Genomic DNA, 23,911 nt, shown 5'->3' on the forward strand with positions numbered 1-23,911 from the left:
GCGGTGTTAAAGTTTGTTGTACTTTGTTGCCAAGTGGGGGTGAACTCTGGATAATAGCCCCTGAGCCGAAAGGCCAAAAAAACGTAGACCTATGTTGTTTGAGGTAACCTGCCGGTTGCTTTCGGGTGACAGTCTGCCAGAAGTAAACAGCCTTGAGCTGATTGACAGCCTTGAGTGCATAAAAATTACAGGATTGGAACCGTGGGAAAAGACCATTTTCAGGACTGGAGAGAACGTGAAGCCTTAGCCGAATCCATGATTCCATTGATCGGCCGCTTGTATCGCGAAAACAACGTTGTGACCTCGATCTATGGCCGCTCAATCATCAACCGTTCTGTGATTGACATCCTTAAATCTCACAAATATGTCCGCCAGGTGGAAGGTTCTGCCCTCTGTGTACGTCAGACATTCCCTGTCATTGAATTGCTGAGCAAGCTGAACCTGGCTCCGGGCAGAATTGATATTGGCAAGCTGGCATCCGGCTACGAAAAAAGTGAAGGCAACCAGACCCTGGAAGCGTACGTTCGCAGTCAGGTCTCCGGGCTGGTGGATGGCAAGAATGGCAATGGCCATGACGATAAAGATGTCGTTCTTTATGGCTTTGGTCGTATTGGTCGACTCATGGCTCGTATTCTTATCGAACGAGCGGGTGGTTCCGGTCTGAATCTGAGAGCGGTTGTTGTTCGCAAGGGCAAAGCGGAAAACGATCTGCAAAAGCGTGCCAGTCTGCTGAGACGTGACTCGGTGCATGGTTCATTCAACGGCACGATCAGTGTGGATGAAGAGAACAACATCATCTACGCCAACGGTGTGGCAATCCAGTTTATCTATGCCAACTCTCCGGATTCCATCGACTACACAAGCTACGGTATTAACAACGCCATCGTCGTAGACAATACCGGTGTATGGCGTGACCAGGAAGGTCTGAGTCAACATCTTCAGTCTAAGGGTGCTTCCAGAGTTCTGCTGACTGCCCCGGGCAAGGGCGATCTGAAAAATGTTGTGTTTGGTGTTAACCATGACATCATCAATGATGAAGATCAGATTATTTCTGCTGCATCCTGTACCACCAACGCGATCACACCCGTACTGAAAGCGATCTGCGACAAATTTGGTGTTGAGAACGGCCATGTGGAAACCGTTCACTCCTACACCAATGACCAGAACCTGATTGACAACTACCATAAAGGTTCCCGCCGTGGTCGCAGTGCCGCCCTGAACATGGTGATCACTGAAACTGGAGCTGCCAAGGCCGTTTCAAAGGCGCTGCCTCAGTTGCAGGGTAAGTTGACCGGTAATGCCATTCGGGTTCCGACTCCCAACGTATCCATGGCGATCCTGAACCTGAATCTGTCCAAAGACACCACCGTTGAAGAGCTTAACAGCTATCTCCGCGAGATGGCGCTGTTCTCTGATCTGAAGAAGCAGATCGATTACGTCACCTCTTTTGAAGCGGTATCCAGTGACTTTGTCGGTAACCGTAATGCGGGTATTGTTGACAGTCAGGCCACCATTGTTGATGGTAACCGCTGCGTACTCTACGTTTGGTATGATAATGAGTTTGGTTACAGCTGCCAGGTCAATCGTATTTTGCAACACATGACCGGTAATCACCACAAGACCGTGCCTCTTCAATAACAGGCATTAGTCGTTTATTCTTCATTATCAAGGAAGACGAACTGACATCATCCTGAAAAAGCTCATCTGATGAGCTTTTTCAGGGGGTGTAGTGTATTTCCGAGGTGCAGTAACTGTGTTGTACTACACCTTTAGCGTCCACGGAATTCAACCGTACGTCAAACCCCCATAGCAGGTGCAGGTGTTTGAGAATTTCCATAGCTGTTCCTGCGTGGAGGTTCTGGCCCAGGTGCATGGTATGAATCAGGGTCAGTGAGCGGTCTCCTCTTACATCAACATCATAAACCTGGATATTAGGCTCCTGATTACCCAGATTGTATTGATTGGACAATGCCTCTCTGAGTGCTTTGTAACCGGACTCATCGTGTATGGCGCTGACTTCCAGGAAGGCTTTTTTGTGGTCGTCATCAATGCAAAATAACTTCATATCCCGCATCACTTTGGGTGAAAGGAACTGGAGTATAAAGCTCTCGTCCTTGTATTGAACCATGGCGTGATGGATAGCTTTCAGCCAGTCACTGCCCGCCAGATCAGGAAACCAGAGCCGGTCTTCCTGAGCAGGATGCTCGCATATCCGGCGAATATCCCGGTAGATATTAAAGCCCAGGGTATAAGGATTAATGCCACAATAGCGTGGATCATCAAAATCCGGCTGAAACACGACATTACTGTGGGAATGCAGAAACTCGAGTATGTAGCCTTCGTTTATCAGACCTTCCCGGTAGAGCTGATGCATCAGTGTGTAATGCCAGAAGCTGGCCCAGCCTTCATTCATGACCTGGGTCTGTCGCTGAGGATAAAAATACTGGGCTATCTTGCGGACAATTCGAATCAGTTCCCGCTGCCAGGTTTTTAACAGTGGGGCGTTTTTTTCAATAAAGTAGAGGATGTTTTCTTCCGGCTCTGGAGGGAAACGTCTTCTCAGTTTGGCAGGGTCTTCCTTTTTGGTCGGGACCGTACGCCAGAGGTCATTGATATTTCTCTGGATATATTCTTCTCTCTCCCGTGCCTGATTTTTTTCCATTTCTGCAGAAATAGCGGAAGGGCGCATATACCGATTGACCCCCTGGTTCATCAACGCATGACAGGCATCGAGCATCTCTTCAACGGCATCCACACCGTATTTCTCTTCGCACTGATAAATGTAGTTTCTGGCAAACAGTAAATAATCGACTATCGAGTCCGCATTGGTCCACTGGCGAAAGAGATAGTTGCCTTTGAAAAAAGAGTTATGACCATAACAGGCATGGGCAATCACCAGCGCTTGCATGGCCATGGAATTTTCTTCCATCAGATAGGCAATGCAGGGGTTAGAGTTTATGACGATTTCATAGGCCAGACCCATGTGGCCACGCTGATAGTTTTGAAGGTTGGTGAGAAATTTTTTACCAAAACTCCAGTGATGGTACATCAGGGGCATGCCTACTGAAGCGTAGGCATCGATCATCTGTTCCGAATTAATGACTTCGATCTGGTTCGGGTAAGTATCAAGCTTGAATTTTTCTGCCAGCTGGCCAATGGCTCTGTCATAAACGTCAAGTAATTCGAAGGTCCATTCGGAGCCGGTTGAAAGGTACTGGCGAGTCATGGCTATTCCACTTTCTTTTCAAAAAGACGTCGGAAGACCGGATAGATATTGCTCTGGTCACGAATCTGCTGCTGGGCAAACTGTTCACTGAAGTTTTTTTCGATGTCCTTGTAGGTATGCCAGAGGTTCTGGTGCCGGTTGGCGATTTCTACGTAGGCAAAATACTGGACCAGAGGCAAAAGCTTCCGGGTGATGGCGTCATGACAGAGTGGGTTATCGCTGTCCCAGTTATCGCCATCTGAGGCCTGGGCAACATAAATATTCCATTTTGCCGGCGGATAACGGTCGTCAATGATCTGCCTGGCCAACACCAGTGCTGAAGAGACAACGGTGCCTCCCGTTTCCCTGGCGTAGAAAAAGTCGTGTTCGTTACATTCTCGTGCTTCCGAATGATGTCTTATAAAAACCACCTCAGTGGCTTCATAATTTCTTTCCAGAAACAGGTAAAGCAAAAGAAAAAACCGTTTGGCTATATCCTTGATCTCCCGGGTCATGGAACCTGAGACATCCATGATACAGATCATAACGGCTTTGCTGGAAGGTTGTGGCACCCTCACCAGATTGTTAAACCGCAGATCAAAGTCGTCAATAAACGGCAACCGACGCAGCTTTTTGTTCAATTCATTGATTTGATTGCGCAGCTCCTCTTCCTTCTCCCTGTCACGATTACCCGGTTGTACCTCAAGCTCCCTGAGTTGACGCTTCAACTCCCTGATCAATTTGCGTTCCTTGCCGAAAAGTGCAATTCTGCGGGCATTAGCAGCCCTGAGTGAACGCACTATATTCAATCGGTCGGGAGAACCATACAGGGTGAATCCGGCACGCCTGAGAGAGTATTCTGTCGTGTCCATCAGGTTTTTCTTGATCAGGTTGGGCAGCTCGAGATCTTCAAAGAGATACTGAAGAAATTCATCCCGGTTGATCTGGAAGACAAAGTCATCGATGCCCGAGCCCTGATGGCTGGCTTCGCCTTCACCTGTCTCGTGACCTTGACTACCCTCTGGGCGCTTGAACCTGTCACCAGAGTGGAACTCCTTGTTGCCGGGATGAACATGTTGTCTACGACCATTGTCGCCATGATGAAAGACCGGTTCTGATACATCCTTCCTGGGAATAGCGACATCCGTACCACGCTCCATATCTGTAATCGAGCGTTGGTTGATTTGCTCCTTTACAGACTCCTTGATGGTGTTTTTGTACCGTCGCAGAAAACGTTGACGGTTAACGGTACTTTTTTTGCCGCTGTTCAGGCGTCGATCAATGATGATACTCATGGCGGTCACTTGCTGGGCTACTGGGACTTTCTGACCCTGATGTACCATTCAGACAGCAGCCTGACCTGCTTTTCGGTGTAGCCATGTTGGACCATGCGGTCCACAAAGTCGGCATGTTTCTTCTGGTCGTCATGAGAAGCCTTGGCATTGAATGAGATGACCGGCAGCAGATCTTCTGTGTTGGAGAACATCTTTTTCTCAATCACGGCTCTCATCTTCTCGTAACTGAGCCAGATAGGATTCTTGCCCTGCATGTCAGCCCTGGCCCTGAGCACAAAATTCACTACCTCATTGCGAAAGTCTTTCGGGTTGGCTATGCCCGCTGGTTTCTCAATTTTTTCCAGCTCATCATTCAGTGCCTTACGGTCAAGAATCTGTCCGGTATCCGGGTCTCTGAACTCCTGATCCTGAATCCAGAAATCCGCGTAGGTAATGTAGCGATCAAATATGTTCTGGCCGTACTCAGAATAAGACTCCAGATAGGCCGTCTGTATTTCCTTACCCAGAAACTCAACGTATCTCGGCGTCAGATACTCCTTGAGAAAGCCGATGTATCCTTCTTCCAACGCTTCAGGGAACTGTTGTTGTTCAATCTGCTGCTCAAGGACGTACAAGAGGTGAACCGGGTTGGCCGCTATTTCGGTAGGGTCAAAATTAAAGACCTTTGAGAGAATCTTGAAAGCAAAACGGGTTGATAATCCTTCCATACCTTCGTCAACGCCAGCGGCATCCTTGTATTCCTGAAGCGATTTGGCGTTGGGATCGGTGTCTTTGAGATTCTCGCCGTCATAAACCCGCATCTTCGAGTAAATGGAAGAATTCTCCGGATCAACAATTCGGGACAGGACGCTGAATTGAGCAAGCATCCGCAGTGTGTCCGGGGCACAGGGCGCCTTGTTCAGAGAGCTGTGCTCAAGCAGCTTATGATAAATTTTTATCTCTTCACTCATGCGGGTGCAGTAGGGCACCTTGATGATATTGACGCGATCAATAAAAGCTTCATTGGTTTTGTTGTTTCTGAATGCCTGCCACTCTGATTCGTTCGAGTGGGCAAGAATAATGCCTTCATAAGGAATGGAGCCAAGACCTTCTGTGCTGTTGTAATTACCTTCCTGGGTGGCCGTCAGTAAAGGGTGGAGTACCTTGATCGGCGCCTTGAACATTTCGACAAATTCCATGATGCCCTGGTTGGCTCTACAAAGTGCCCCCGAGAAGCTATAGGCATCCGGATCATCCTGGGAATACTCTTCCAGTTGTCGTATATCCACCTTGCCCACCAGGCTGGAAATATCCTGATTGTTTTCATCGCCGGGTTCAGTTTTGGCAACGGCAATCTGTTTCAGTCGGTTAGGGTAGAGTTTGACGACTCTGAATTGGGTGATATCACCCTTGAATTCCTCAAGGCGCTTAACAGCCCAGGGGGACATAATGTAACGCAGACAGCGGCCAGGTATACCGAATTCTTTCGCAAGCAGTTCTCCGTCCTGCTCCGGGTTGAAAAGACCCAGGGGTGATTCGAACACGGGTGACCCCTTAATGGCATAGAAGGGCACTTTTTCTATCAGTTCCTTGAGTTTTTCTGCCAGAGAGGACTTACCACCGCCCACCGGGCCGAGCAAGTAGAGAATCTGCTTTTTCTCTTCCAGTCCCTGGGCGGCGTATTGAAAGTAAGAAACCATCTGTTCAATGGCTTCTTCCATACCAAAGAAGCCATCAAACGCCGGATAGCGTTTGATCAACTTGTTGGAGAAAATTCTGCTGAGCCTCGGGTTTCTGGAAGTATCGATAAGCTCCGGCTCACCAATTGCCTCAAGAATACGTTCGGCGGCACTGGCGTAGGTTGCGGGTTCATTCTTGCACAGTTCCAGGAAAGCCTGGAGGCTCATCTCTTCTTCCTGGGTCAGGTCATATCTTTGCTGGTAATGTTCAAACAGGGACATACTGCTCACTCCGACGGGATTCGTCTGCAGGTGAAGTGAAGATAGTTGAAAAGTGAGTGATGACAATGAATCAGGGAGTGAAGTATTTCATCATCTCCATAAAAGAATGATGAAATACTCTCAGGATGCAGACTGTTTTTCCTGCCAGGAATCAGTGCCGCTGATGGCTTTCGAAGGCGGCTTGAAGCAGCTCGCGGGTGTATCCTGTTTGCGGATGGTGAAAGATCTGTTCGGTTGAACCCTGCTCAATTATCTCACCGTCTTTCATTACCAGAATCCTGTGGCTCATAGCTTTCACTACTGCAAGGTCATGGCTGATAAAAATATAGCTCAGGTTGTATTTTTTCTGCAGGTCTCTCAACAGCTCAATAACCTGAGACTGGACAGTCCTGTCCAGAGCCGAAGTGGGCTCATCAAGAATAATCAGTCCGGGCTTCAGAACCAGGGCCCTGGCTATGGCAATACGCTGTCTCTGCCCGCCAGAAAACTCATGGGGATATCGGTGCCGCCATTGAGGGTCAAGACCGACTTCTGCCATGACTTTTATGATCAGATCGTCCCGTTCACTGTCGCTGGCCAGCTGATGGATATCGAGTCCTTCGCCAATGATATCGGCTATGGTCATTCTCGGACTCAGACTGCCATAGGGGTCCTGAAAAACAACCTGCATCTGTCGTCGGTATGGACGACACTGTTTCTGGTTCAGGAGGTGGAGGGCTTCTCCTTCAAAGTAGATCTGACCCTGACTTTCCTGCAACTTAAGCAGGGCCATACCCAGTGTGGTTTTTCCAGAACCGGATTCACCGACAATACCCAGCGTTTCACCTTTTGCAACTGAGATGGAAAGATCGGTGACGGCTTTGATATGGTCAACCGTTCTTCGAAAGAATCCGGCTTTGACTGGAAACCAGACCCTGATGTCCCGTCCTTCGATAACCTTATGGTGCTCACCAGAGACTGGAGCAGGAGCCCCTGAAGGCTCAGCATTGAGCAGCTCTATCGTATAAGGATGTTTTGGCTGATTAAAAACCGCTTCTGTGGCACCGGTTTCAATCAGTTCTCCATGTTTCATGACGCAGATTCGATGGGAAACATGATGGATCAGGTTGAGGTCATGACTGATAAATAAAATAGCCATACCCAGTTTCTGCTGCAACTCTGCCAACAGTGTCAGGATTTGCCTCTGGACGGTCACATCCAGTGCCGTGGTGGGCTCATCTGCGATAAGGATCTTTGGCTCGCAGGCCAGAGCCATGGCAATCATGGCTCTTTGGCGCTGGCCACCGGACAGTTCGTGAGGATAGGCTGAAAGCTTTTTGGCGGGCTCCTGAATGCCCACCACTTCAAGCAGCTCCAAAGCACGCTGGTGGGCTGGCTGAGGGCGCATTCCCAGGTGCAGACTGAGGACTTCGCAGATCTGCTTCTCTATGGTATGCAGTGGATTGAGAGCGGTCATGGGCTCCTGGAAAATCATACCAATCTGATGACCCCGAACGCCTCGCATTTCTCTTTCTGACAGAGCCAACAGGTTTTTGCCAGCAAACACTATCTCGCCCTGGTGACTGGCATTTTCAGGAAGCAGTTGCAGTATGCTCAGGGCAGAAATGGATTTACCTGAGCCAGACTCACCCACCAGACCCAGCGTCTCTCCGGGAAACAGTTCAAAACTGACGTTTTTTACCGCATCGCTGCTGCCACCGTTATGATTGAAGCGGACTTTCAGGTCTTTGATTTGGAGCAGGGGACTTGTCATTGCTTAGTGACCTGTAACGTATTTGCGTGGATCCAGAGCGTCACGGGTGGCTTCCCCGATAAACACCAGCAGGGTCAGCATCACTGACATTACCATGAAGGCTGTAATGCCCAACCATGGCGCTTGAAGATTGTTCTTACCCTGGGCGATCAGCTCACCCAGTGAAGGTGATCCGGCTGGCAGACCAAAACCCAGAAAGTCCAGAGAAGTCAGGGTGGTGATGGCTCCGGTCAGAATAAAGGGCATAAAGGTGACTGTTGCAATCATGGCGTTGGGCAAAATATGACGAAACATTAACCGGCTATCGGTCATCCCCAGGGCTCTGGCTGCACGGACATATTCAAGGTTTCGGCCACGCAGAAATTCGGCACGGACCACATCCACCAGTGCCATCCATGAAAACAGCAGCATAATCCCCAGCAGCCACCAGAAACCGGGCTCGACAAAACTGGAAAGAATGATCAGCAGATACAGACTGGGCATACCTGACCAGACTTCAATAAACCGTTGTCCTATAAGATCAGTTCGTCCGCCGTAAAATCCCTGTATGGCGCCTAAGGCAACCCCTATGAGGGAGCTGAAAAGCGTCAGAATCAGGCCAAAAAGCACGGATATTCTGAAACCATAAATGACTCTTGCCAGCACATCTCTGCCCTGGTCATCGGTGCCCAGAATATTGTCAAACGTGGGAGGTGCCGGAGCAACTCGGGCATAGTTGATAGTATCGTAGCTGTAATGAATCGGTGGCCACAGCATCCAGCCGTGGGGTTCAATCAACTCTTTTGCGTAGTCCTGGCGGTAATCCATTTCCAGTTCAAACTCGCCACCAAACGCTGTCTCGGGGTAGATGTGAAGAATGGGGGTATAGATTTCACCTTTGAAATACACCAGAAGGGGTTTGTCATTAGCGATGAACTCGGCAAATAACGTGGTGAAAAACAAGAAACCGAAAATCCAGAGTGAGTAATAGCCCCGCCGATTACTTTTGAAACTGTTCCAGCGTCGCTGGTTGAGCGGGCTTATACGGGAAGGTTTTATGCTTCGAGACGATGCCATATTAGTCCCTCGCCTCAAAGTCAATTCTCGGGTCAACCAGCATGTAGGTCAGATCGCCCAGCAGTTTTACCAGCATGCCTATGAGAGTGAAGATAAAGAGAGATCCGAAGACCACAGGGTAATCGCGATTAATGGCGGCTTCATATCCGAGCAGGCCCAGTCCATCCAGCGAAAAAATAATTTCAATCAGCAGTGAACTGGTGAACAGTATGCCAATCAGGGCTGCTGGAAATCCGGATATCACCAACAGCATGGCGTTTCTGAAAACGTGTCCGTACAGCACCTGGTTATCATCCAGACCCTTGGCGCGGGCTGTCTGCACGTACTGGCGATGAATCTCATCGAGAAAAGAGTTTTTGGTCAGCATCGTTAATGTTGCAAAACCACCAATAACAATACAAAAAACCGGGAGAACCATATGCCAGGCGTAGTCTGCCAGTTTGCCGATCAGAGTAAGTTGATCAAAGTTTTCCGAAGTTAACCCGCGCAGTGGGAAGAAGTTCCAGTAACTGCCACCGGCAAACAGGACAATTAGCAGGATGGCCAGCAGAAAGCTGGGAATGGCATAGCCTGTGGTAATGACCGCGCTGGTCCAGACATCGAAGTGGCTACCGTGCTTTATTGCTTTTCGAATACCCATGGGAATGGAGATCAGATAAATCAGCAGTGTGCTCCATAAACCCAGAGAGATTGAGACAGGTAACTTTTCCTTGATGAGGTCGATGACTTTCGCATCCCTGAAAAAGGAGTCGCCAAATTCAAATTGAGCGTAGTTGACAACCATCTGTATAAAGCGCTCGTAGGCCGGTTTGTCGAAACCGTAAAGCTTTTCGATGTCTTTGATCAGTTCCGGGTCCAGTCCCCGCCGTCCTCGATACTCACCGGATTCGTCCACACTTAATTGCTGAATCTCGGCACTGCTGGAGCCTCCGATGCGACTGGTGGCATTGATTTCAAAACCTTCCAGTTTGGCAATCATTTGCTCAACAGGGCCACCTGGTGCAGCCTGAATGATGACAAAGTTCAGAAGCAGAATACCAAACAGTGTCGGAATCATTAACGCCAGACGGCGCAGAATATAGCTTTTCATAATCAGTTGCGACGTTTTGAACGGCGGATGACCCATCCCAGAAACAGGATGACTAATAGAATGCCGACAGGCCAGAGCGGTATGCCTTCATTTTTTTCTTCGCCATCGGCGGTTGTGTCTGAAGAAGTCTTGATGATTGTCGGTTCCATCCACCAGGAGTCCAAGTCCAACTGATAAAGAGGTTCCTGATCAGGTCGGCTCAAAGGGTGTTTAAGGGGCTTCCAATAGGCAACCCGGTTACTGGCCAGATACCACTGGGGGATCATGAAATGATTCCAGAGCAGCACCCGATCCAGAGCCTTAACGGCGGCGACCAGATCCTCTCTGGAGTCGGCATTGATTACTTCCCTGATCAGGCCATCAACTACCGGGTTTTTAATCCCTATAAGGTTTCGACTGCCTGGCAGGTCCGCTGATTCGCTGCCCCAGAAGTCCCTTTGCTCGTTTCCGGGCGAACTGGATTGGGGAATGCGACTGACCAGCATATCGAAGTCGAAGCTTCTGAGGCGGTTTATATATTGTGAAATATCCACGATTCGCAGGTTGGCATCGATGCCCATAGCTTCAAGGTTTTTCTTCAGTGGCAGGGCCACTTTTTCCATGCTTGAATCATACAGAAGAATTTCGAATTCAAAGGGCTTGCCGTTTTTCCGGAGCGAGCCATTTTCCAGTGTCCAGCCTGCCTGTTCCATCAGGGAGAGAGCTTCGCTGAGCTGACTACGGATTCTGCCACTGCCATCGGTGACAGGCAGCTTGAAGGGGTCGTTGAATAGCTCAACGGGCAGTTGATCTCGCCAAGGCTCAAGGTAGGCCAATTCTTTACCTTCAGGAACGCCCGTTGCTTCCATATCAGAGTTGGCAAAATAGCTCTGTGTTCGGGTGTAGCTGTTAAAGAACAGATTTTTGTTAAGCCATTGGAAGTCCATGGCGTAATTCAACGCTTTTCGAACTCTGACGTCCTTGAAAATATCTCTGCGCAGGTTAAAAGCAAAACCCTGCATACCCTGAGGGGCTTTGGTTGGAATGGATTCCTGAATCAACTCACCTTTTTTAACCGCCGGCGTGTCATAGGCGGTGGCCCAGTTTCTGGCAATATTTTCAAAGCGGAGATCGTATTCCCCGGCTTTCAATGCTTGCAGAGATACGTTGGCATCCCGGTAATAGTCATAACGACGCTCATCAACGTTATAGCGACCTGTGTTGACTGGCAAATCCTTACCCCAGTAGTCAACAACTCTCTCGAAAACAATACTGCGACCCGGCTCGGCAGAGCGGATTTTGTATGGACCGCTGCCCAAAGGGTGAGTCAGGTTGCCCTCTTCGAAGTTATTCGACTCCTTTTCCCAGAAGTGTTTTGGAAGAACCGGAAGCTGGGAAATGATCAGGGGAAGTTCAGGATTACGGTTGTGTTTGAAAACGAAGCGCACACTGCGTTTGGACAGGGCTTCTGCTTTGACTATATCGCCATAATATGTCCTGTAAAAAGGTGAACCTTTATCTCTGAGTAATTCAAAGCTGTAAACAACATCGTCAGCCGTTATCGGTTGTCCGTCGTGAAACCGGGCTTTTGAATTGAGATGGAAAGTGATACCACTGTTATCAGCAGCAGGCTCCGCATACTCAGCGACCAGGGCGTACATGGAGAAAGGCTCATCGGCACTGCTGGTCATCAGAGTATCGTAAATCAAGCCTAATCCCGAAGCCGGAGTTCCCTTGTCTATATAGGGATTCAGGCTGTCAAAAGTCCCCATGCTGGCCATTCGCAATGTACCACCCTTGGGGGCATCGGGATTCACGTAGTCAAAATGTTTGAAATCTTTTGAGTATTTGCTGTCGCCGTACAGGGAGAGGGAAGTGAGTTTATTAACTGCGTCTTCTGCTTTTACCGGTACAGGCATCAAAGACAGGGAAAGCAAGAGGGTCGCAATAGGGAGGGACTGGAAAATCGTTCTCTTCAACGATCTTTTTATCATCATTGTATGATTCATGGTTAGCCTGGGTCGCATTGTTATAACTTTTGCCTCAAAACTATAGTCGGCTCCTCGACTACAGGTATTGCTTCTTGCGCAGTGATCTCGATATTCTGACAATATTGTAAACACCTATCAAACCTGACAGGCAAGGTCTAATTCATCATAAAAAGATCATTAATATCTTTAGATGACGGTAAAAGTTGATCTGAGGCAATTAAAATGCCTATGTTGCTAAAGAATTCACACTTACGGATCAGGGAACCAGAGAGTTCCTGATTTTTAGCATCGCGATGTAACCGATCACCCAAGCGGTTAATGTGCTTTCTCAAGTGTTGAACCAGCATTAGCTCTGGCTGTTGGTGGTTTTTTTGTCTGATACCACCATGTACTCAGGTCAAGAGCATAAAGAGGTGTCGTCTCAGGATGCTTCAGAGTATCCCGGTAGAGAACATTCCAGGAAGGTGAGTACCAGAGAGGCAGCGAGTAGTGTCCCCACAGCAGGACTCTGTCCAGGGCATGAATCATTGACAGCAGTTCTTCACGGCTGGTGGCTGATGGAATCAATTGAGCTATGTGATCGACCACCGGTGAATGAACACCCGACAGGTTTCTGGTTCCCGGTTGATCAGCGGTTTCTGATCCCCAGAAGGATACCTGTTCGGTGCCGGGTGATGCAGTATGTCGGTAGGTATGCAGTACCAGTTCAAAATCCAGTTCACGGAGTCTGGCTACCATCTGGAGTGGGTCTATACGTTGAACATTTAAGGTAATACCAAGACGACTCAGACCATCCTTGATGGAGAGCAGAACTTTTTCGTGTTCTTCATTGGCCACCAGTGCGTTCAGGACCAGTGGTTCCCCCAGAGCATTAACTTGTTGATTATCTTTTATTTGCCAGCCAGCCTGTTTTAACAACTTAAGTGCGTTTGCCATACTCGACCGGTCGCCCGATGCCAGTCGGCTATCAGGTACTTTGAAGGGTTCATGGAAGAGGGCTTCAGGCAGTTGTTGCTGAAAGGGGGTCAGCCATTTCAGTTCTTCAGGTGAGGGTATTCCACTGGCTGCCAGTTCAGAGCCTGCAAAAAAGCTTTCAGCAGGTCGATACATTCCAAAGAAAAGGTGGTCGTTGATCTGTTTAAAATTAAAAGCGTATCCCAGACTTTCCCTGACTCTGGTATCTTTTAGAAAAGGTCGCCGGGTATTGTAGGCTAACGTCAGGGTTTGGGGGTTATGGTTCTTTATGACTTCTTGTACCAGACGATATTTTTTAATACGGTTCTCGCTCAGTTGGGTATTCCAGATTGTTGGGTCTGTGATCAGTCTGAAGTCATATTGATTGCTGAACATTGCTTCTAAAAGCACAGATTCGTTTCCGTAATATTCGAACAGCATGCGGTCAAAATTATACCGACCCCGGTTTACAGCCAGATCTTTTGCCCAGTAATCTTCGTCTCTTTTATAAGTGATGGATCGTCCGGGATTGATTTTATCGACTTGGTAAGGGCCGCTGGTGACAGGGACTTCAAATCCGGAGGGCGGAAAATGCCTGTCTTTCCAGTAGTGTTCGGGAAGTATAGGCATTTGCCCCAGAATCAGAGGCAGCTCCCGGTTTTTGTTGTTTTTAAAGGTAAATAGTACCCTCATAGGCGCTGTGACTTCAGCTTTCTCGATATCATCATAGAAGTGGCGGTAGAAGGTTGAGCCTTTCTCCCTCAGAAGATCAAACGAGAATTTTACATCACTGGCTGACACCTTATGGCCATCATTAAAACGAGCTTTGGGATTAATATGATAGGCAACCCAGCGGTTATCAGGGTCCAATTCTATGTACTGGGCAATCAAACCGTATTTACTTAAAGGTTCGTCCCAGGATCTTTGCAGCAGGCTGTCATACAGCAAGTCGCTGCCAGCCGCGGCCGAACCGCGATCTACAAAAGGGGTAAGACTGTCAAACTGGCCGGTTACAGCCTGTCTGAATTCACCGCCTTTTGGTGCGTCCGGGTTGGCATAGTCAAAGTGTTCAAAATCTTTATGGTACTTCGGTTCACCATACAGACTTATGGCATGCTTCAAAGGAATGTTTTCTGCTCCCACTGCCAAAGAGGTCGCTACTATAAGAACTATTCCCGCAACCAGACGTTTCATTTTGGTTCTTTCTCCCACCAGATGCTAAGGTCCACAGAGCCATAAAGACCTCCGTTGTCAGGATAGTTATAGCCGCTTCTGTGTGCTACCCGCCAGTAACGATGGTAGAGCTGGGGAATGGTGTAATTTTCCCAGAGCAGGATGCGATCCATAGCGCTGGTGGCGGCCTGCAACTGGTCGATGGTTTCAGCCTTGATAATAGACTCAATCATGGCGTCAACCGCAGGGTGATTGACACCTGCGAGGTTCTGCGTGCCCTGTTGATCGGCAGTACTGCTGCTCCAGTATTCTCTTTGTTCGTTGCCAGGCACATCAGGCTGGTGGAAGGTTCTGAGCAGCATATCATAGTCGTGATTGCGCACTCTTTGAATGTACCGGGAGACATCCACTGAGATGATCTGCATTTCAATACCGAGCATTTCCAGATTACTTTTGAACGGTATGGCAACACGTTCCTGTTCTGGCACCGCCAGCATCAATTCAAACCTCAGTGGCTCACCGGTTTCCTTGTTGACCCTTTTGCCGTTTTTGAGTTCCCAGCCTGCCTGTTTCAGAAGTCGATTGGCATAGCTGAGTTGTTTTCGGATATTGCCAGTGCCATCTGTTTGTACACCAGTCCAAGGTTGTTTAAACAGCTTCTCAGGAAGTATGTCCCGATAAGGCTCAAGCAGTTGGATTTCAGCTCTATCGGGTATGCCTGAGTGGGCAAAATCCGAGTTGGCAAACAGACTTCCGGGCGCTGAATAAATGCCATAAAGAAGATTGGCGTTGGTCCAGGCTACATCGTAACCCTGGCTGATGGCTTCTCTGACCCGTTGATCCTTAAAGGGGCCTTTTCGACTGTTAAAGATAAAGGACTGAACCTGAAAGCTCTTGCGAGGGTAATTTTTCTTGATGATCTTCCCGCTCTCTACGTCCTTACCCTTGTAGGCGTAAGTCCAGTTTTTGGCCAGGTTCTCTATCCGGATATCGTAGTGGCCGCTGAGAAAAGCCTCGAGTGAGAGGGTAGAGTTCCTGAAATACTCCAGTCTGATCTGCTTAAAGTTATTCCGGCCAATATTCACAGGTAGCTTCTCAGCCCAGTAATCCTTGTTTCGCTCAAGAAAAACGGTCTGGCCAAGCTCATATTGTTTGATGGTGTAAGCCCCTGAGCTGACAGGAATGTGGATCTTACTGTCAACATCTTCAGACTTTTTCCAGTAACTACTGTGAATGATGGGTAGCCGGGCCAGTAGAAAAGGCAGTTTTTTGTCTTCGGGGACATTCAGGGTCAGTTTTACCCGGTTTCCGGGTTCAACTTCTATTTGATTAACATCTTTCAACAGGCGCTTGAAGTTGGAGAAGTCGCCATTTTTGTATTGAAGAAATGTATCACTTACGACTTCGGCAGTAATCGGGCTGCCGTCGGCAAAACGGGCTTTCGGGTTAATAACGAAACGTACCCAGCGATTGTCATCAGGGTATTCGACAGCTTCCGCAATCATTGGATACAGACTGCCGAGTTCATCCCGGCTGGCAAACATCAGGCTATCGTAGATGTAGGGACCAACGGCAGCAGGCACACCTTTGGAACTAAAGAGATCAAAGGTATCGTAAGTGCCAAGAACCGCCAGTCTGACCTTGCCCTGACGGGGAGCATCAGGATTGACATAGGAAAAGTGTTGAAAGTCAGCAGGATATTTGGGAGTGCCGATCAGGCTGATGGCATGAAGTGTGTGACAGGATTCCTGAACACTGGCCTGTAAAGAAGGATAAAACCAGGCAATGTTCAGCGCTATAAGTGTCCTTACCCATCGTTTGATAGTCATTCTTTTCCTTGTTGTGGAAGGGCTTTAGAGGTTGGTTTCATCCACCATGAAGTGAGACGAATGCCAAAGGGTGGAAAAGTGTCAGGAGGTTGTAGATGCTGCCAGTAAGCGATTCTGACAAAACGCCCCTGCCAATTGGGAATAAAGTAATATTCCCAGAGCAAGAGACGATTCAGACCCTGCATAGCGGTACAAAGAGCCTTTATGGTGTTGGCTGCCAGGGCATGATCAATTAAGCCATCGACGGCCGGGTTATGAATGCCGGCCAGATTTTGGCTGCCTTCAACGTCCGCAGACTCAGAGTGAAACAGCCCTTTAAGGCCTTCGCCGGGAAGAAAAGGCACGATCAGGGTTGTTTGAACCATCTCAAAATCCCTTTGTCTCAGTCTGCGCTGATATTGACTCAGGTCTATGGCACGAAAATCCATTTTGATTCCCACACTGGCAAGGTTGGCCGCAAAAGGTAGTATGTAACGATCAGCCAGTTTTGAGTAGTGAAGAAATGTAAAGTGAAAGGGTTCATTCCGGGCGTTTAGTAATTGCCCCTGATGATAATGCCAGCCGGCCTCTTTCAGGAGTTTCAGGGCCTGTCTTCGTTGGCTTGTGATATTCCCATCTCCGTTAGTTTTTGGGAGTTCAAAAGGGTCGGAATAGAGCCCCGGTGGCACTATCGACTGAAAAGGTTTAAACAGTTCCTTTTCACTCTGTGCCGGGACCGCTGATGCATTATTCTCATGGGCACCAAAGAAACTGGTGGTGCGAACATAGGCGTTATGGAAGAGGTTTGCTGAAGACCATTCCCAGTCGAATAACAGGCTGATAGCCTGCCTGACTTTTCTATCCTGAAACAGTGGGGATCTGAGATTAAAGACAAAGAACCTTCTGCCATAATGCATCTTGTCCGGAATGTTCAGCTTGATTGTCTTACCTTGTTGCATCGCTGGAAAGTCATAAGCTGTTGCCCAGTTTTTCGCCTCGCCTTCATAGTGGACATCGGTCTCACCGTTCTTAAAAGCCTGAAAGCTGACATGACGGTCACGGTAGAAATTCAGAGTGACTTTATCAAAATTATAAAGCCCCTTATTAACGGGCAGCTCTTCTCCCCAGTAGTCTGGCACTCGTTCAAAGACGATCGTTGATCCCGGCTTGACCCTGGAAATCTTATAAGGACCACTGAGTAAGGGGGGGACCAGTGTGGTTTTTTCAAAATCACGATTCTGCCAGTAATGCTTTGGTAAGACAGGTAGCTCGCTGAGCTTAATTGGGAGCGCTTTAGAGGATGAAGGTTTTAGATAGAAGTGGATAACGTAGCGATCTTCGATTTGGATATGTTCAACTTGCTCTAGTGTGAGTTTGAAGTTTGGGTGCCCCTGTTCCAGCAGTATTTTATAGGAAAACTCAACATCTTCCGTGGTAATGGGATGCTGGTCATGAAAACGGGCATTTGGTCTCAGCTTGAATGAGAGCTTTTGTTTTTCCGGATCATAAGCCACCGCTTCAGCGATTAAACCATAGGCTGTATTCTTATGTTCCATGGAAGGTGCGTAAGGACCAGTGCCCACCATCAGGGGTTCGTTCAACTCCAGAAAGCCAAACCTGAAAGTGTTATTCGCCAGCGAGGGGGCTATCCCTTTGGCACTGTAAGGATTCAGAGTATTAAAGGTTCCAAGGGCTGCTAATCGCAGATGGCCACCTTTGGGCGCTTCAGGATTGACGTATCGGAAGTGTTTAAAATCTTTCTCATACAGAGGCTCGTCCATGATGGACAGATAATGCTGCCATTGCTCACCCGCAGCCATTGCGTGCGCAGCCAGAAAAAAGAGCAGAAGAGAGAGCGTCAGTCGTTTCAATGATGCATCCCGGTATTGTTGAACCGAATGAATATAGCATCGACAGGATAGGGGAGTGGTTTATAGAGAAACACGTCAGACCCGAGAAAAAGCGGGTCTGAGCATTATAAATGTATCATTCGTAGGCGCGAGTCACATCAACATAGAGAGTCAATTGTTGACCAGGCTGCAGGTATTTGCTGTCAAAGGTATTCCAGGTTTTGATCTGGGCCACGGCTACATTGAACTTGTCAGCGATTCGAGACAGGGAGTCGCCATTGCGAACCTTATAATTGACCCTGCGAACAACACCGTCCCGGGGCGCGTTGGTTTTGGTCCATACCACCAGTTGCTGTCCGATCCTGAGATTATCTCTGGGTGACATACCGTTCCAGCGAGCCAGTTCCTGGACACCGGTATTGTACTTTTTGGCTATGCTCCAGAAGCTGTCTCCGGATTTAACAGAGTGATTCAGTCTGTGTCGTCCGGCACGCTGGGTGTTTTGCTTGGCGATACGGCGCTGCGGTGCTGTCAGGGCGTACTCTTCCTTCTCTTTGACAGCGACGGGAATCAACAGACTCTGACCAACCCGGATCAAGTCTGTCTCCATCTTGTTCGCTTCCTTGATGAGCCCGGGCTTGGTATTAAAGGTATTGGCAATCCTGATCAGGCTATCACCAGACTTCACTGAGTAGCGCTGCCATTGCATACGTTTCTCCGCTGGCAGTTGAGCCAGTTCAGCTCGGAAGGATTCGGCTTTGGCAACAGGCACCAGCAGATGGTGCGGACCAGAAGGAGGAGTGGACCAGCGATTAATCCCGGGATTCAGGCGATATAACTCATTCAGTGTAATGCCAGCCAAATTGGCGGCTTTGGCCATATCCAGCTGGCCACCGGTTTTAACCTTGGCAAAATGAGGTTTGTTAGGAATTGACTTTAGCTTGATACCGTATTTGGCCGGATCACGAACGATCTTGCCCAGGGCGATAAGCTTTGGAACGTAAGCGGTGGTTTCACTAGGCAGGTCCAGATCCCAGAAGCGGGTGGATTTACCCCGTCTCTTGTTCTTGTTGACTGCATTCATGACTCGCCCGGGTCCTGAGTTGAAAGCAGCCAGTGCTAATTCCCAATCATCGAACATTTTGTGCAGACTAACCATATAGTCGAGTGCTGCGCGAGTAGCTTCAACCACATCACGACGACCGTCATACCACCAGTTCTGCTCCAGTCCGTAATGTTCTCCGGTAGCTGGCATGAATTGCCATAAGCCGGATGCACCTGCGTGGGAATAGGCAAATGGATCGAAGGCACTCTCCACTATGGGCATTAGTGCCAGTTCCAGAGGGACGCCACGTTTCTCGGCTTCCATCAGGATGAAATAGAAATAGGGACTGGCACGATTAGAAACGCGGTTGAAGTAGCCCTGGTTTTTCTTGTACCAGCGTAATTCTGCCAATACCCGGGGATGATTATTATCCAGGTCCATAGCGAGGCCCTGACGAGTTCTATCCCACAGGTCGGTCAATGGTTTTTTGGCTAGCTGATTCTTCAGTGCTTTTTTGGCCGTTTTCCCTTTGGCAACTTTTTGCTCAACTTTGACTGGTGGAGTAGCTGCCTGCTCTGGAGAATGACTCTGACAGCTTGTAAGAGTCATCACGAGTGTCGCGGCACTCAAGACTCGAACCAGGGGTTTAACTTCAGGTCCGGTACAGCGACCGGACGTTTGCTCTGTAATCAAAGGTTCAGACATAAAAACTATATTTATTTTGAAGGAACACAGGGTTTATCGTCATCAAAAGTGATCCTTCCAATGACGCAATGCTCCAAATACCTCTGCATCGTTTGACAGAGCGGCATTTGGGGCGTGCTCCTTAACAGCAATAATGACACTCTTCTGGTCAGTACGCATGAATGGATTAATGGTAAGTTCCAGCCTGATGCTAGAGGGCAGGCTTGGCCTGTTCTGTTCGCGAAGCCGGATGACTCTGTTGCGATACTCCTCAATAGATTGGTTGTCGGGTTCTACGGTCTGGGCAAAAGCCAAGTTTGCCAGCGTGTATTCGTGTGCACAGTATACACGGGTGTTTTCGGGTAGAGAGCGGAGTTTATTGAATGAGCTCTGCATTTGTTCAGCAGTCCCTTCAAACAGTCGGCCACACCCGGCTGAAAAGAGGGTGTCGCCACAGAATAGAATGGGATCATCCTGATCAGGATGAGCGAAATAGGCAATATGATCGAGCGTATGGCCCGGAGTTTTCAGAATACTGAATTCGGTACCAAGTACTGTCAGTATCTCTGTGTCATTCAGGTTGTGGGTAATGCCGGAAATTGCTGGATTATCAGGGCCATAGACTGGAATGCTACGGTTCTTTGTTAGTTTTTCTATGCCGTTTGTATGATCCCGGTGATGATGGGTAATCAAAATGCCCGACAATTCCAGATTGACTCTATCCAGTGCTTTTTCGACCACGTCAGCATCGCCTGGATCAACCACCAGACATTGTTGACTGCAATCTTCACAGAGCAGCCAGATGTAGTTATCTTGAAAAGCCGGGATAGCTTGAATGTGGATCATAGGACATTCTGTCGGATAATGGTCAATAACATTCTAATGCCTGAAATAGACAAAAGATCATTTTTACAAATTTTGCGTGTAAAGTCTGTACTATTTTCTTTACGATTGTCATAGGGGATGACACCGATGCTGGTTGAATCCTGCCGTGCCAGATAAGATGTGTATTTGAGCAGGACAACAATCTGGCTCGAGGTTTTTGCTGATTTAACTGCAGCATACACGGAAAAAGCCTGATGCAATGGTTTAAAAAAACGACCAGACCTGAAATACCTCAAAAATTGCAGGCCCTGCAGGGTTGGATGCAATCCGGTGCAGGGGAGTTTGTACTTGAGACAGAACGCTGTCATATAGAACATGAGTTAAAGTACATCTTTGGTTATCATGCAGTTGAATTATCTGTATCTCCAGCTGCGGCTCTGTTGTCAGGGTCTCAGGTAAGCCGAAACTTTCAGTTTCACCCCTTAAACTCTGAGCCGGCGTCTTCATTGTTGCTTGATCCTTACCACTGGCCGATAGCTCCGGGCAGCCTTGACCTTGTCTTGCTGCATCATATGGTAGAAGTGTCTGATCGCCCGCACCGACTTCTCAGCGAAGCGGCGCATACCATCATCCCCGGAGGCAAGATGATTGTAGTCGGTTTTAACCCTCTGAGTCTCTGCAATATCAAGTGTATGATACTTCCGGGTTATCGAAAGTTATTCAGTGGTGTCCAGTTCATTAGTCCAAGTCGGATGAAAGACTGGTTAACCCTCTTGGGGTTCAGTGTTGAGAAGGTGATTCATGGTGCCTATCTGCTCCCTTCCAACCACTCAGCCATGGGCTTGAAGTCGGAATTGATTGAGCAGCGCTGTCATAATTGGATGCTGCCCTTTGGCAGTTTTTACATCATAGTTGCCACGCGGGAAGTGGCAGGCATGACACCCATCAAGCCTGTCTGGTCCTCCGTGGGGCAATCCCTGGTCGGAAAACCGATTACAGGGTCCAGTCGAGTGGGAGATAATCGTTGAGCAAGCTCGTTGAGCTTTTTACAGATGGTGCCTGCAAAGGGAACCCTGGCCCCGGTGGCTGGGGTGTCATTCTGCGTTACGGTACTGCAGAAAAAGGACTGTATGGTGGCGAGAAGCAAACCACCAATAACCGCATGGAATTGATGGCCGCCATTGTCGGATTGGAAACATTAACCCGGCCCTGCGAGGTGCGTGTCACAACCGATTCCCAATACGTACGCAAGGGCATAACAGAGTGGTTGTCCGGCTGGAAACGCAAAGGCTGGAAAACAGCGGCGGGTAAAGCTGTAAAAAACAAAGATTTATGGGAGCGGCTTGATGCCCAGAATACTCATCATAAGATTGAGTGGTGCTGGGTAAAAGGTCATGCCGGACACCGGGAAAATGAAATGGCGGATGAACTCGCCTGTCGTGGTGCTCAAGAGATTATTGAAGGTAAGAAACAATGAACCGCCAGATCATAATGGATACGGAGACCACCGGGATAGACCCTTCTCAGGGCCACCGGATTGTCGAAATCGGTTGTGTGGAGATGATTGACCGTAAGCTGACGGGTAATACTTATCATGTCTACATCAATCCTGAGCGGCATATGGATGATGAGGTCATTCAGGTTCATGGTATTACCAACGAATTTGTTCAGGACAAACCGCTCTTTGCAGCAGTGGCCAAAGATTTTCTGGATTTTATCAAAGATGCCGAGCTGATTGCTCACAATGCACCCTTCGATATTAACTTTCTCAACCATGAGCTAAAGTGGCTGGATCCTGCCCTTGGGCAGGTTGAGGATTACAGCAAAATTACCGACTCTCTGGCTATAGCCAGAAAGAAGCACCCGGGTCAGAAAAATAACCTGGATGCACTTTGTAAACGTTATTTTATCGATAACTCGGCCCGTACCTTCCACGGAGCACTGCTTGATTCTGAGATATTGGCTGAAGTCTACCTCGCCATGACGGGTGGACAGACTTCTCTGCTTTTGGGAGGAACCGGAGAAGGGGCTGATGATGTAACGGTTATCAGACGTCTAGCTTCGGACAGGCCCGTTTTGAAAATCATCAGGCCGACCGATGCTGAATTAAAGTTGCATCAGGAAAAACTGGAAAAGATAGGCCAGCAAAATTGGTAGTTGCTACCAGCTCAGGTTCGCAATGACCGATTGACCATTGACTCACCATCGAAAGCAGTGACATACATGCACCAATACCAACCTGAAAACGGCTGGACCCCGGAAGGGGGGCTGGCTGATCGTTATCTGATTCTGTGTGGTCATGACATCCTGATGAATTCCGAGGGTGAGTTCCTCTGGGAGAAACGCCCCTGGATGGATGACCACGAATCAATCAGAACTGGAAATCTGGACGAATATTCGGTGTCGGTTATAAAAACAGACCAAATTCCTGAAGAGGGGAGTGCCGTTAATGCCCGGCAATATATGGCAATGCAACCTGAATCGATGGTGGCGTTATACAGTCATGCTGCTCAAATCCTGAGATCCAGAAAAGACCACCAATTCTGTGGACGCTGTGGTAGCCCATGCATGTCAAGCGAAGGGGATTGGTCAATGGTTTGTTCAGCCTGTGAGATGACTTACTATCCAAGGATATCTCCGTGCATCATAGTTCTTATCCATAAAGGGGATGAAGTACTGCTTGTTCAGCATCAGCGACATTTGCGTGATACAACAATGCATACCGTTATCGCGGGCTTTGTAGAGCCGGGCGAGAGTGCTGAGGAAGCTGTTATAAGAGAGATCAGGGAAGAAGTCGGTCTGGAGGTCGGTGAAATAAAGTACCAACTCAGTCAGAGCTGGCCTTTTCCCCATGCCTTGATGCTGGGCTATCACGCTGAATATAAATCAGGTGAGATTAGCCTTGAAGAGGAAGAGCTGGTGAGTGCTGAATGGTTCCGTAGAGATGATCTGCCGGACATACCCCCTAAATTCACAATATCCAGGATGTTGATAGATATTTGATATTATACAATCATATTATTTATAGCTTTTAAAATATCTAGCTCCGTGCAATTTCTTAACATACGAAAAATACGGAACAAAAGGTCATCAAACCGACTGTCTCCACCAGAAACGATAGCCGTTCCGAGTTTGCAAACAATAATAGGTAAACCCAAAAAACTCGAAGGTTTCTGGACGTTTACCTTTATTAGCTTTTGCAACCCGTTGTGCGAATTTTTCCAAAACGGATCAGGAGTGTCTTGTTCTCATGCAAGGACAAA

Annotated in this window: 17 protein-coding genes; 5 read left to right on the forward strand and 12 right to left on the reverse strand. The window is 48.3% G+C overall.

What is annotated here, in order from left to right; all coding sequences use genetic code 11:
- Nucleotides 1–201 precede the first annotated feature (201 nt).
- Entirely contained in the window at nucleotides 202–1,638 is a 1,437-nt protein-coding gene (locus tag P6910_RS12145) for a glyceraldehyde-3-phosphate dehydrogenase (RefSeq protein WP_317141561.1), read from the forward strand.
- 79 nt (nucleotides 1,639–1,717) lie between these two features.
- Here P6910_RS12145 and P6910_RS12150 read toward each other — a convergent pair whose 3' ends face one another.
- From P6910_RS12150 to gloB, 12 genes are all read right to left on the reverse strand, one after another.
- Entirely contained in the window at nucleotides 1,718–3,226 is a 1,509-nt protein-coding gene (locus P6910_RS12150; protein WP_317141562.1) for a SpoVR family protein, read from the reverse strand.
- Between the two features lie 2 nt (nucleotides 3,227–3,228).
- Nucleotides 3,229–4,500: a YeaH/YhbH family protein gene (locus tag P6910_RS12155; protein ID WP_317141563.1), complete on the reverse strand. Its 1,272-nt coding sequence runs from the start codon at nucleotides 4,498–4,500 to the stop codon at nucleotides 3,229–3,231.
- Nucleotides 4,501–4,517: 17 nt separating this feature from the next.
- On the reverse strand, nucleotides 4,518–6,440 hold the full coding sequence (locus tag P6910_RS12160) for a PrkA family serine protein kinase (protein WP_317141564.1): 1,923 nt from the start codon (nucleotides 6,438–6,440) through the stop codon (nucleotides 4,518–4,520).
- 151 nt (nucleotides 6,441–6,591) lie between these two features.
- Nucleotides 6,592–8,193 carry an ABC transporter ATP-binding protein gene (locus tag P6910_RS12165; RefSeq protein WP_317141565.1) on the reverse strand — a complete coding sequence of 534 codons (1,602 nt, stop codon included), beginning with the start codon at nucleotides 8,191–8,193 and terminating at the stop codon, nucleotides 6,592–6,594.
- Between the two features lie 3 nt (nucleotides 8,194–8,196).
- Nucleotides 8,197–9,249: an ABC transporter permease gene (locus P6910_RS12170; protein ID WP_317141566.1), complete on the reverse strand. Its 1,053-nt coding sequence runs from the start codon at nucleotides 9,247–9,249 to the stop codon at nucleotides 8,197–8,199.
- Between the two features lies 1 nt (nucleotide 9,250).
- Nucleotides 9,251–10,339, reverse strand: a complete 1,089-nt coding sequence (locus P6910_RS12175) for a microcin C ABC transporter permease YejB (protein ID WP_317141567.1) — start codon at nucleotides 10,337–10,339, stop codon at nucleotides 9,251–9,253.
- A 2-nt stretch (nucleotides 10,340–10,341) separates the two neighbouring features.
- Nucleotides 10,342–12,315 carry an extracellular solute-binding protein gene (locus tag P6910_RS12180; RefSeq protein ID WP_317141568.1) on the reverse strand — a complete coding sequence of 658 codons (1,974 nt, stop codon included), beginning with the start codon at nucleotides 12,313–12,315 and terminating at the stop codon, nucleotides 10,342–10,344.
- A 309-nt stretch (nucleotides 12,316–12,624) separates the two neighbouring features.
- Nucleotides 12,625–14,457: an extracellular solute-binding protein gene (locus P6910_RS12185; RefSeq protein WP_317141569.1), complete on the reverse strand. Its 1,833-nt coding sequence runs from the start codon at nucleotides 14,455–14,457 to the stop codon at nucleotides 12,625–12,627.
- Nucleotides 14,454–16,265 (reverse strand): extracellular solute-binding protein, encoded by a 1,812-nt coding sequence (locus P6910_RS12190; protein ID WP_317141570.1) that lies wholly within the window; start codon nucleotides 16,263–16,265, stop codon nucleotides 14,454–14,456. Before P6910_RS12190 ends, P6910_RS12185 begins: the two co-directional genes overlap by 4 nt.
- The gene (locus tag P6910_RS12195) at nucleotides 16,262–18,115 is read right to left on the reverse strand and encodes an extracellular solute-binding protein (protein WP_317141571.1); all 1,854 of its coding nucleotides are present in this window, start codon (nucleotides 18,113–18,115) and stop codon (nucleotides 16,262–16,264) included. The genes P6910_RS12190 and P6910_RS12195 overlap by 4 nt, the downstream gene beginning before the upstream one ends.
- 115 nt (nucleotides 18,116–18,230) lie before the next feature.
- Complete coding sequence (locus P6910_RS12200) at nucleotides 18,231–19,748, reverse strand: LysM peptidoglycan-binding domain-containing protein (protein WP_317141572.1); 1,518 nt, start codon at nucleotides 19,746–19,748, stop codon at nucleotides 18,231–18,233.
- A gap of 138 nt (nucleotides 19,749–19,886) precedes the next feature.
- Nucleotides 19,887–20,669 (reverse strand): hydroxyacylglutathione hydrolase, encoded by a 783-nt coding sequence (gene gloB / locus P6910_RS12205; RefSeq protein WP_317141573.1) that lies wholly within the window; start codon nucleotides 20,667–20,669, stop codon nucleotides 19,887–19,889.
- A gap of 233 nt (nucleotides 20,670–20,902) precedes the next feature.
- Here gloB and P6910_RS12210 point away from each other — a divergent pair, with 233 nt between their 5' ends.
- The 4 genes from P6910_RS12210 to nudC are packed head-to-tail and all read left to right on the forward strand — an operon-like array spanning nucleotide 20,903 to nucleotide 23,651.
- Nucleotides 20,903–21,676: a class I SAM-dependent methyltransferase gene (locus P6910_RS12210; protein ID WP_317141574.1), complete on the forward strand. Its 774-nt coding sequence runs from the start codon at nucleotides 20,903–20,905 to the stop codon at nucleotides 21,674–21,676.
- On the forward strand, nucleotides 21,673–22,125 hold the full coding sequence (gene rnhA, locus P6910_RS12215) for a ribonuclease HI (protein WP_317141575.1): 453 nt from the start codon (nucleotides 21,673–21,675) through the stop codon (nucleotides 22,123–22,125). Before P6910_RS12210 ends, rnhA begins: the two co-directional genes overlap by 4 nt.
- Nucleotides 22,122–22,805, forward strand: coding sequence for a DNA polymerase III subunit epsilon (dnaQ, locus tag P6910_RS12220; RefSeq protein WP_317141576.1), 684 nt, complete (start codon nucleotides 22,122–22,124; stop codon nucleotides 22,803–22,805). The genes rnhA and dnaQ overlap by 4 nt, the downstream gene beginning before the upstream one ends.
- Complete coding sequence (gene nudC, locus P6910_RS12225; RefSeq protein ID WP_317141577.1) at nucleotides 22,806–23,651, forward strand: NAD(+) diphosphatase; 846 nt, start codon at nucleotides 22,806–22,808, stop codon at nucleotides 23,649–23,651.
- Nucleotides 23,652–23,911 lie beyond the last annotated feature (260 nt).

Source organism: Endozoicomonas sp. 8E (assembly GCF_032883915.1).
Lineage (GTDB): Bacteria > Pseudomonadota > Gammaproteobacteria > Pseudomonadales > Endozoicomonadaceae > Endozoicomonas_A.

Excerpts from the sequence above, each read along its gene's own strand:
- gloB (WP_317141573.1), bottom strand. The coding sequence starts at position 20,669 with ATGATCCACATTCAAGCTATCCCGGCTTTTCAAGATAACTACATCTGG.
- P6910_RS12155 (WP_317141563.1), bottom strand. The coding sequence starts at position 4,500 with ATGAGTATCATCATTGATCGACGCCTGAACAGCGGCAAAAAAAGTACC.
- P6910_RS12200 (WP_317141572.1), bottom strand. The coding sequence starts at position 19,748 with ATGACTCTTACAAGCTGTCAGAGTCATTCTCCAGAGCAGGCAGCTACT.
- P6910_RS12185 (WP_317141569.1), bottom strand. The coding sequence starts at position 14,457 with ATGAAACGTCTGGTTGCGGGAATAGTTCTTATAGTAGCGACCTCTTTG.
- P6910_RS12170 (WP_317141566.1), bottom strand. The coding sequence starts at position 9,249 with ATGGCATCGTCTCGAAGCATAAAACCTTCCCGTATAAGCCCGCTCAAC.
- P6910_RS12160 (WP_317141564.1), bottom strand. The coding sequence starts at position 6,440 with ATGTCCCTGTTTGAACATTACCAGCAAAGATATGACCTGACCCAGGAA.
- P6910_RS12175 (WP_317141567.1), bottom strand. The coding sequence starts at position 10,339 with ATGAAAAGCTATATTCTGCGCCGTCTGGCGTTAATGATTCCGACACTG.
- P6910_RS12180 (WP_317141568.1), bottom strand. The coding sequence starts at position 12,315 with ATGATGATAAAAAGATCGTTGAAGAGAACGATTTTCCAGTCCCTCCCT.
- dnaQ (WP_317141576.1), top strand. The coding sequence starts at position 22,122 with ATGAACCGCCAGATCATAATGGATACGGAGACCACCGGGATAGACCCT.
- P6910_RS12190 (WP_317141570.1), bottom strand. The coding sequence starts at position 16,265 with ATGACTATCAAACGATGGGTAAGGACACTTATAGCGCTGAACATTGCC.
- P6910_RS12165 (WP_317141565.1), bottom strand. The coding sequence starts at position 8,193 with ATGACAAGTCCCCTGCTCCAAATCAAAGACCTGAAAGTCCGCTTCAAT.
- P6910_RS12210 (WP_317141574.1), top strand. The coding sequence starts at position 20,903 with ATGCAATGGTTTAAAAAAACGACCAGACCTGAAATACCTCAAAAATTG.
- P6910_RS12150 (WP_317141562.1), bottom strand. The coding sequence starts at position 3,226 with ATGACTCGCCAGTACCTTTCAACCGGCTCCGAATGGACCTTCGAATTA.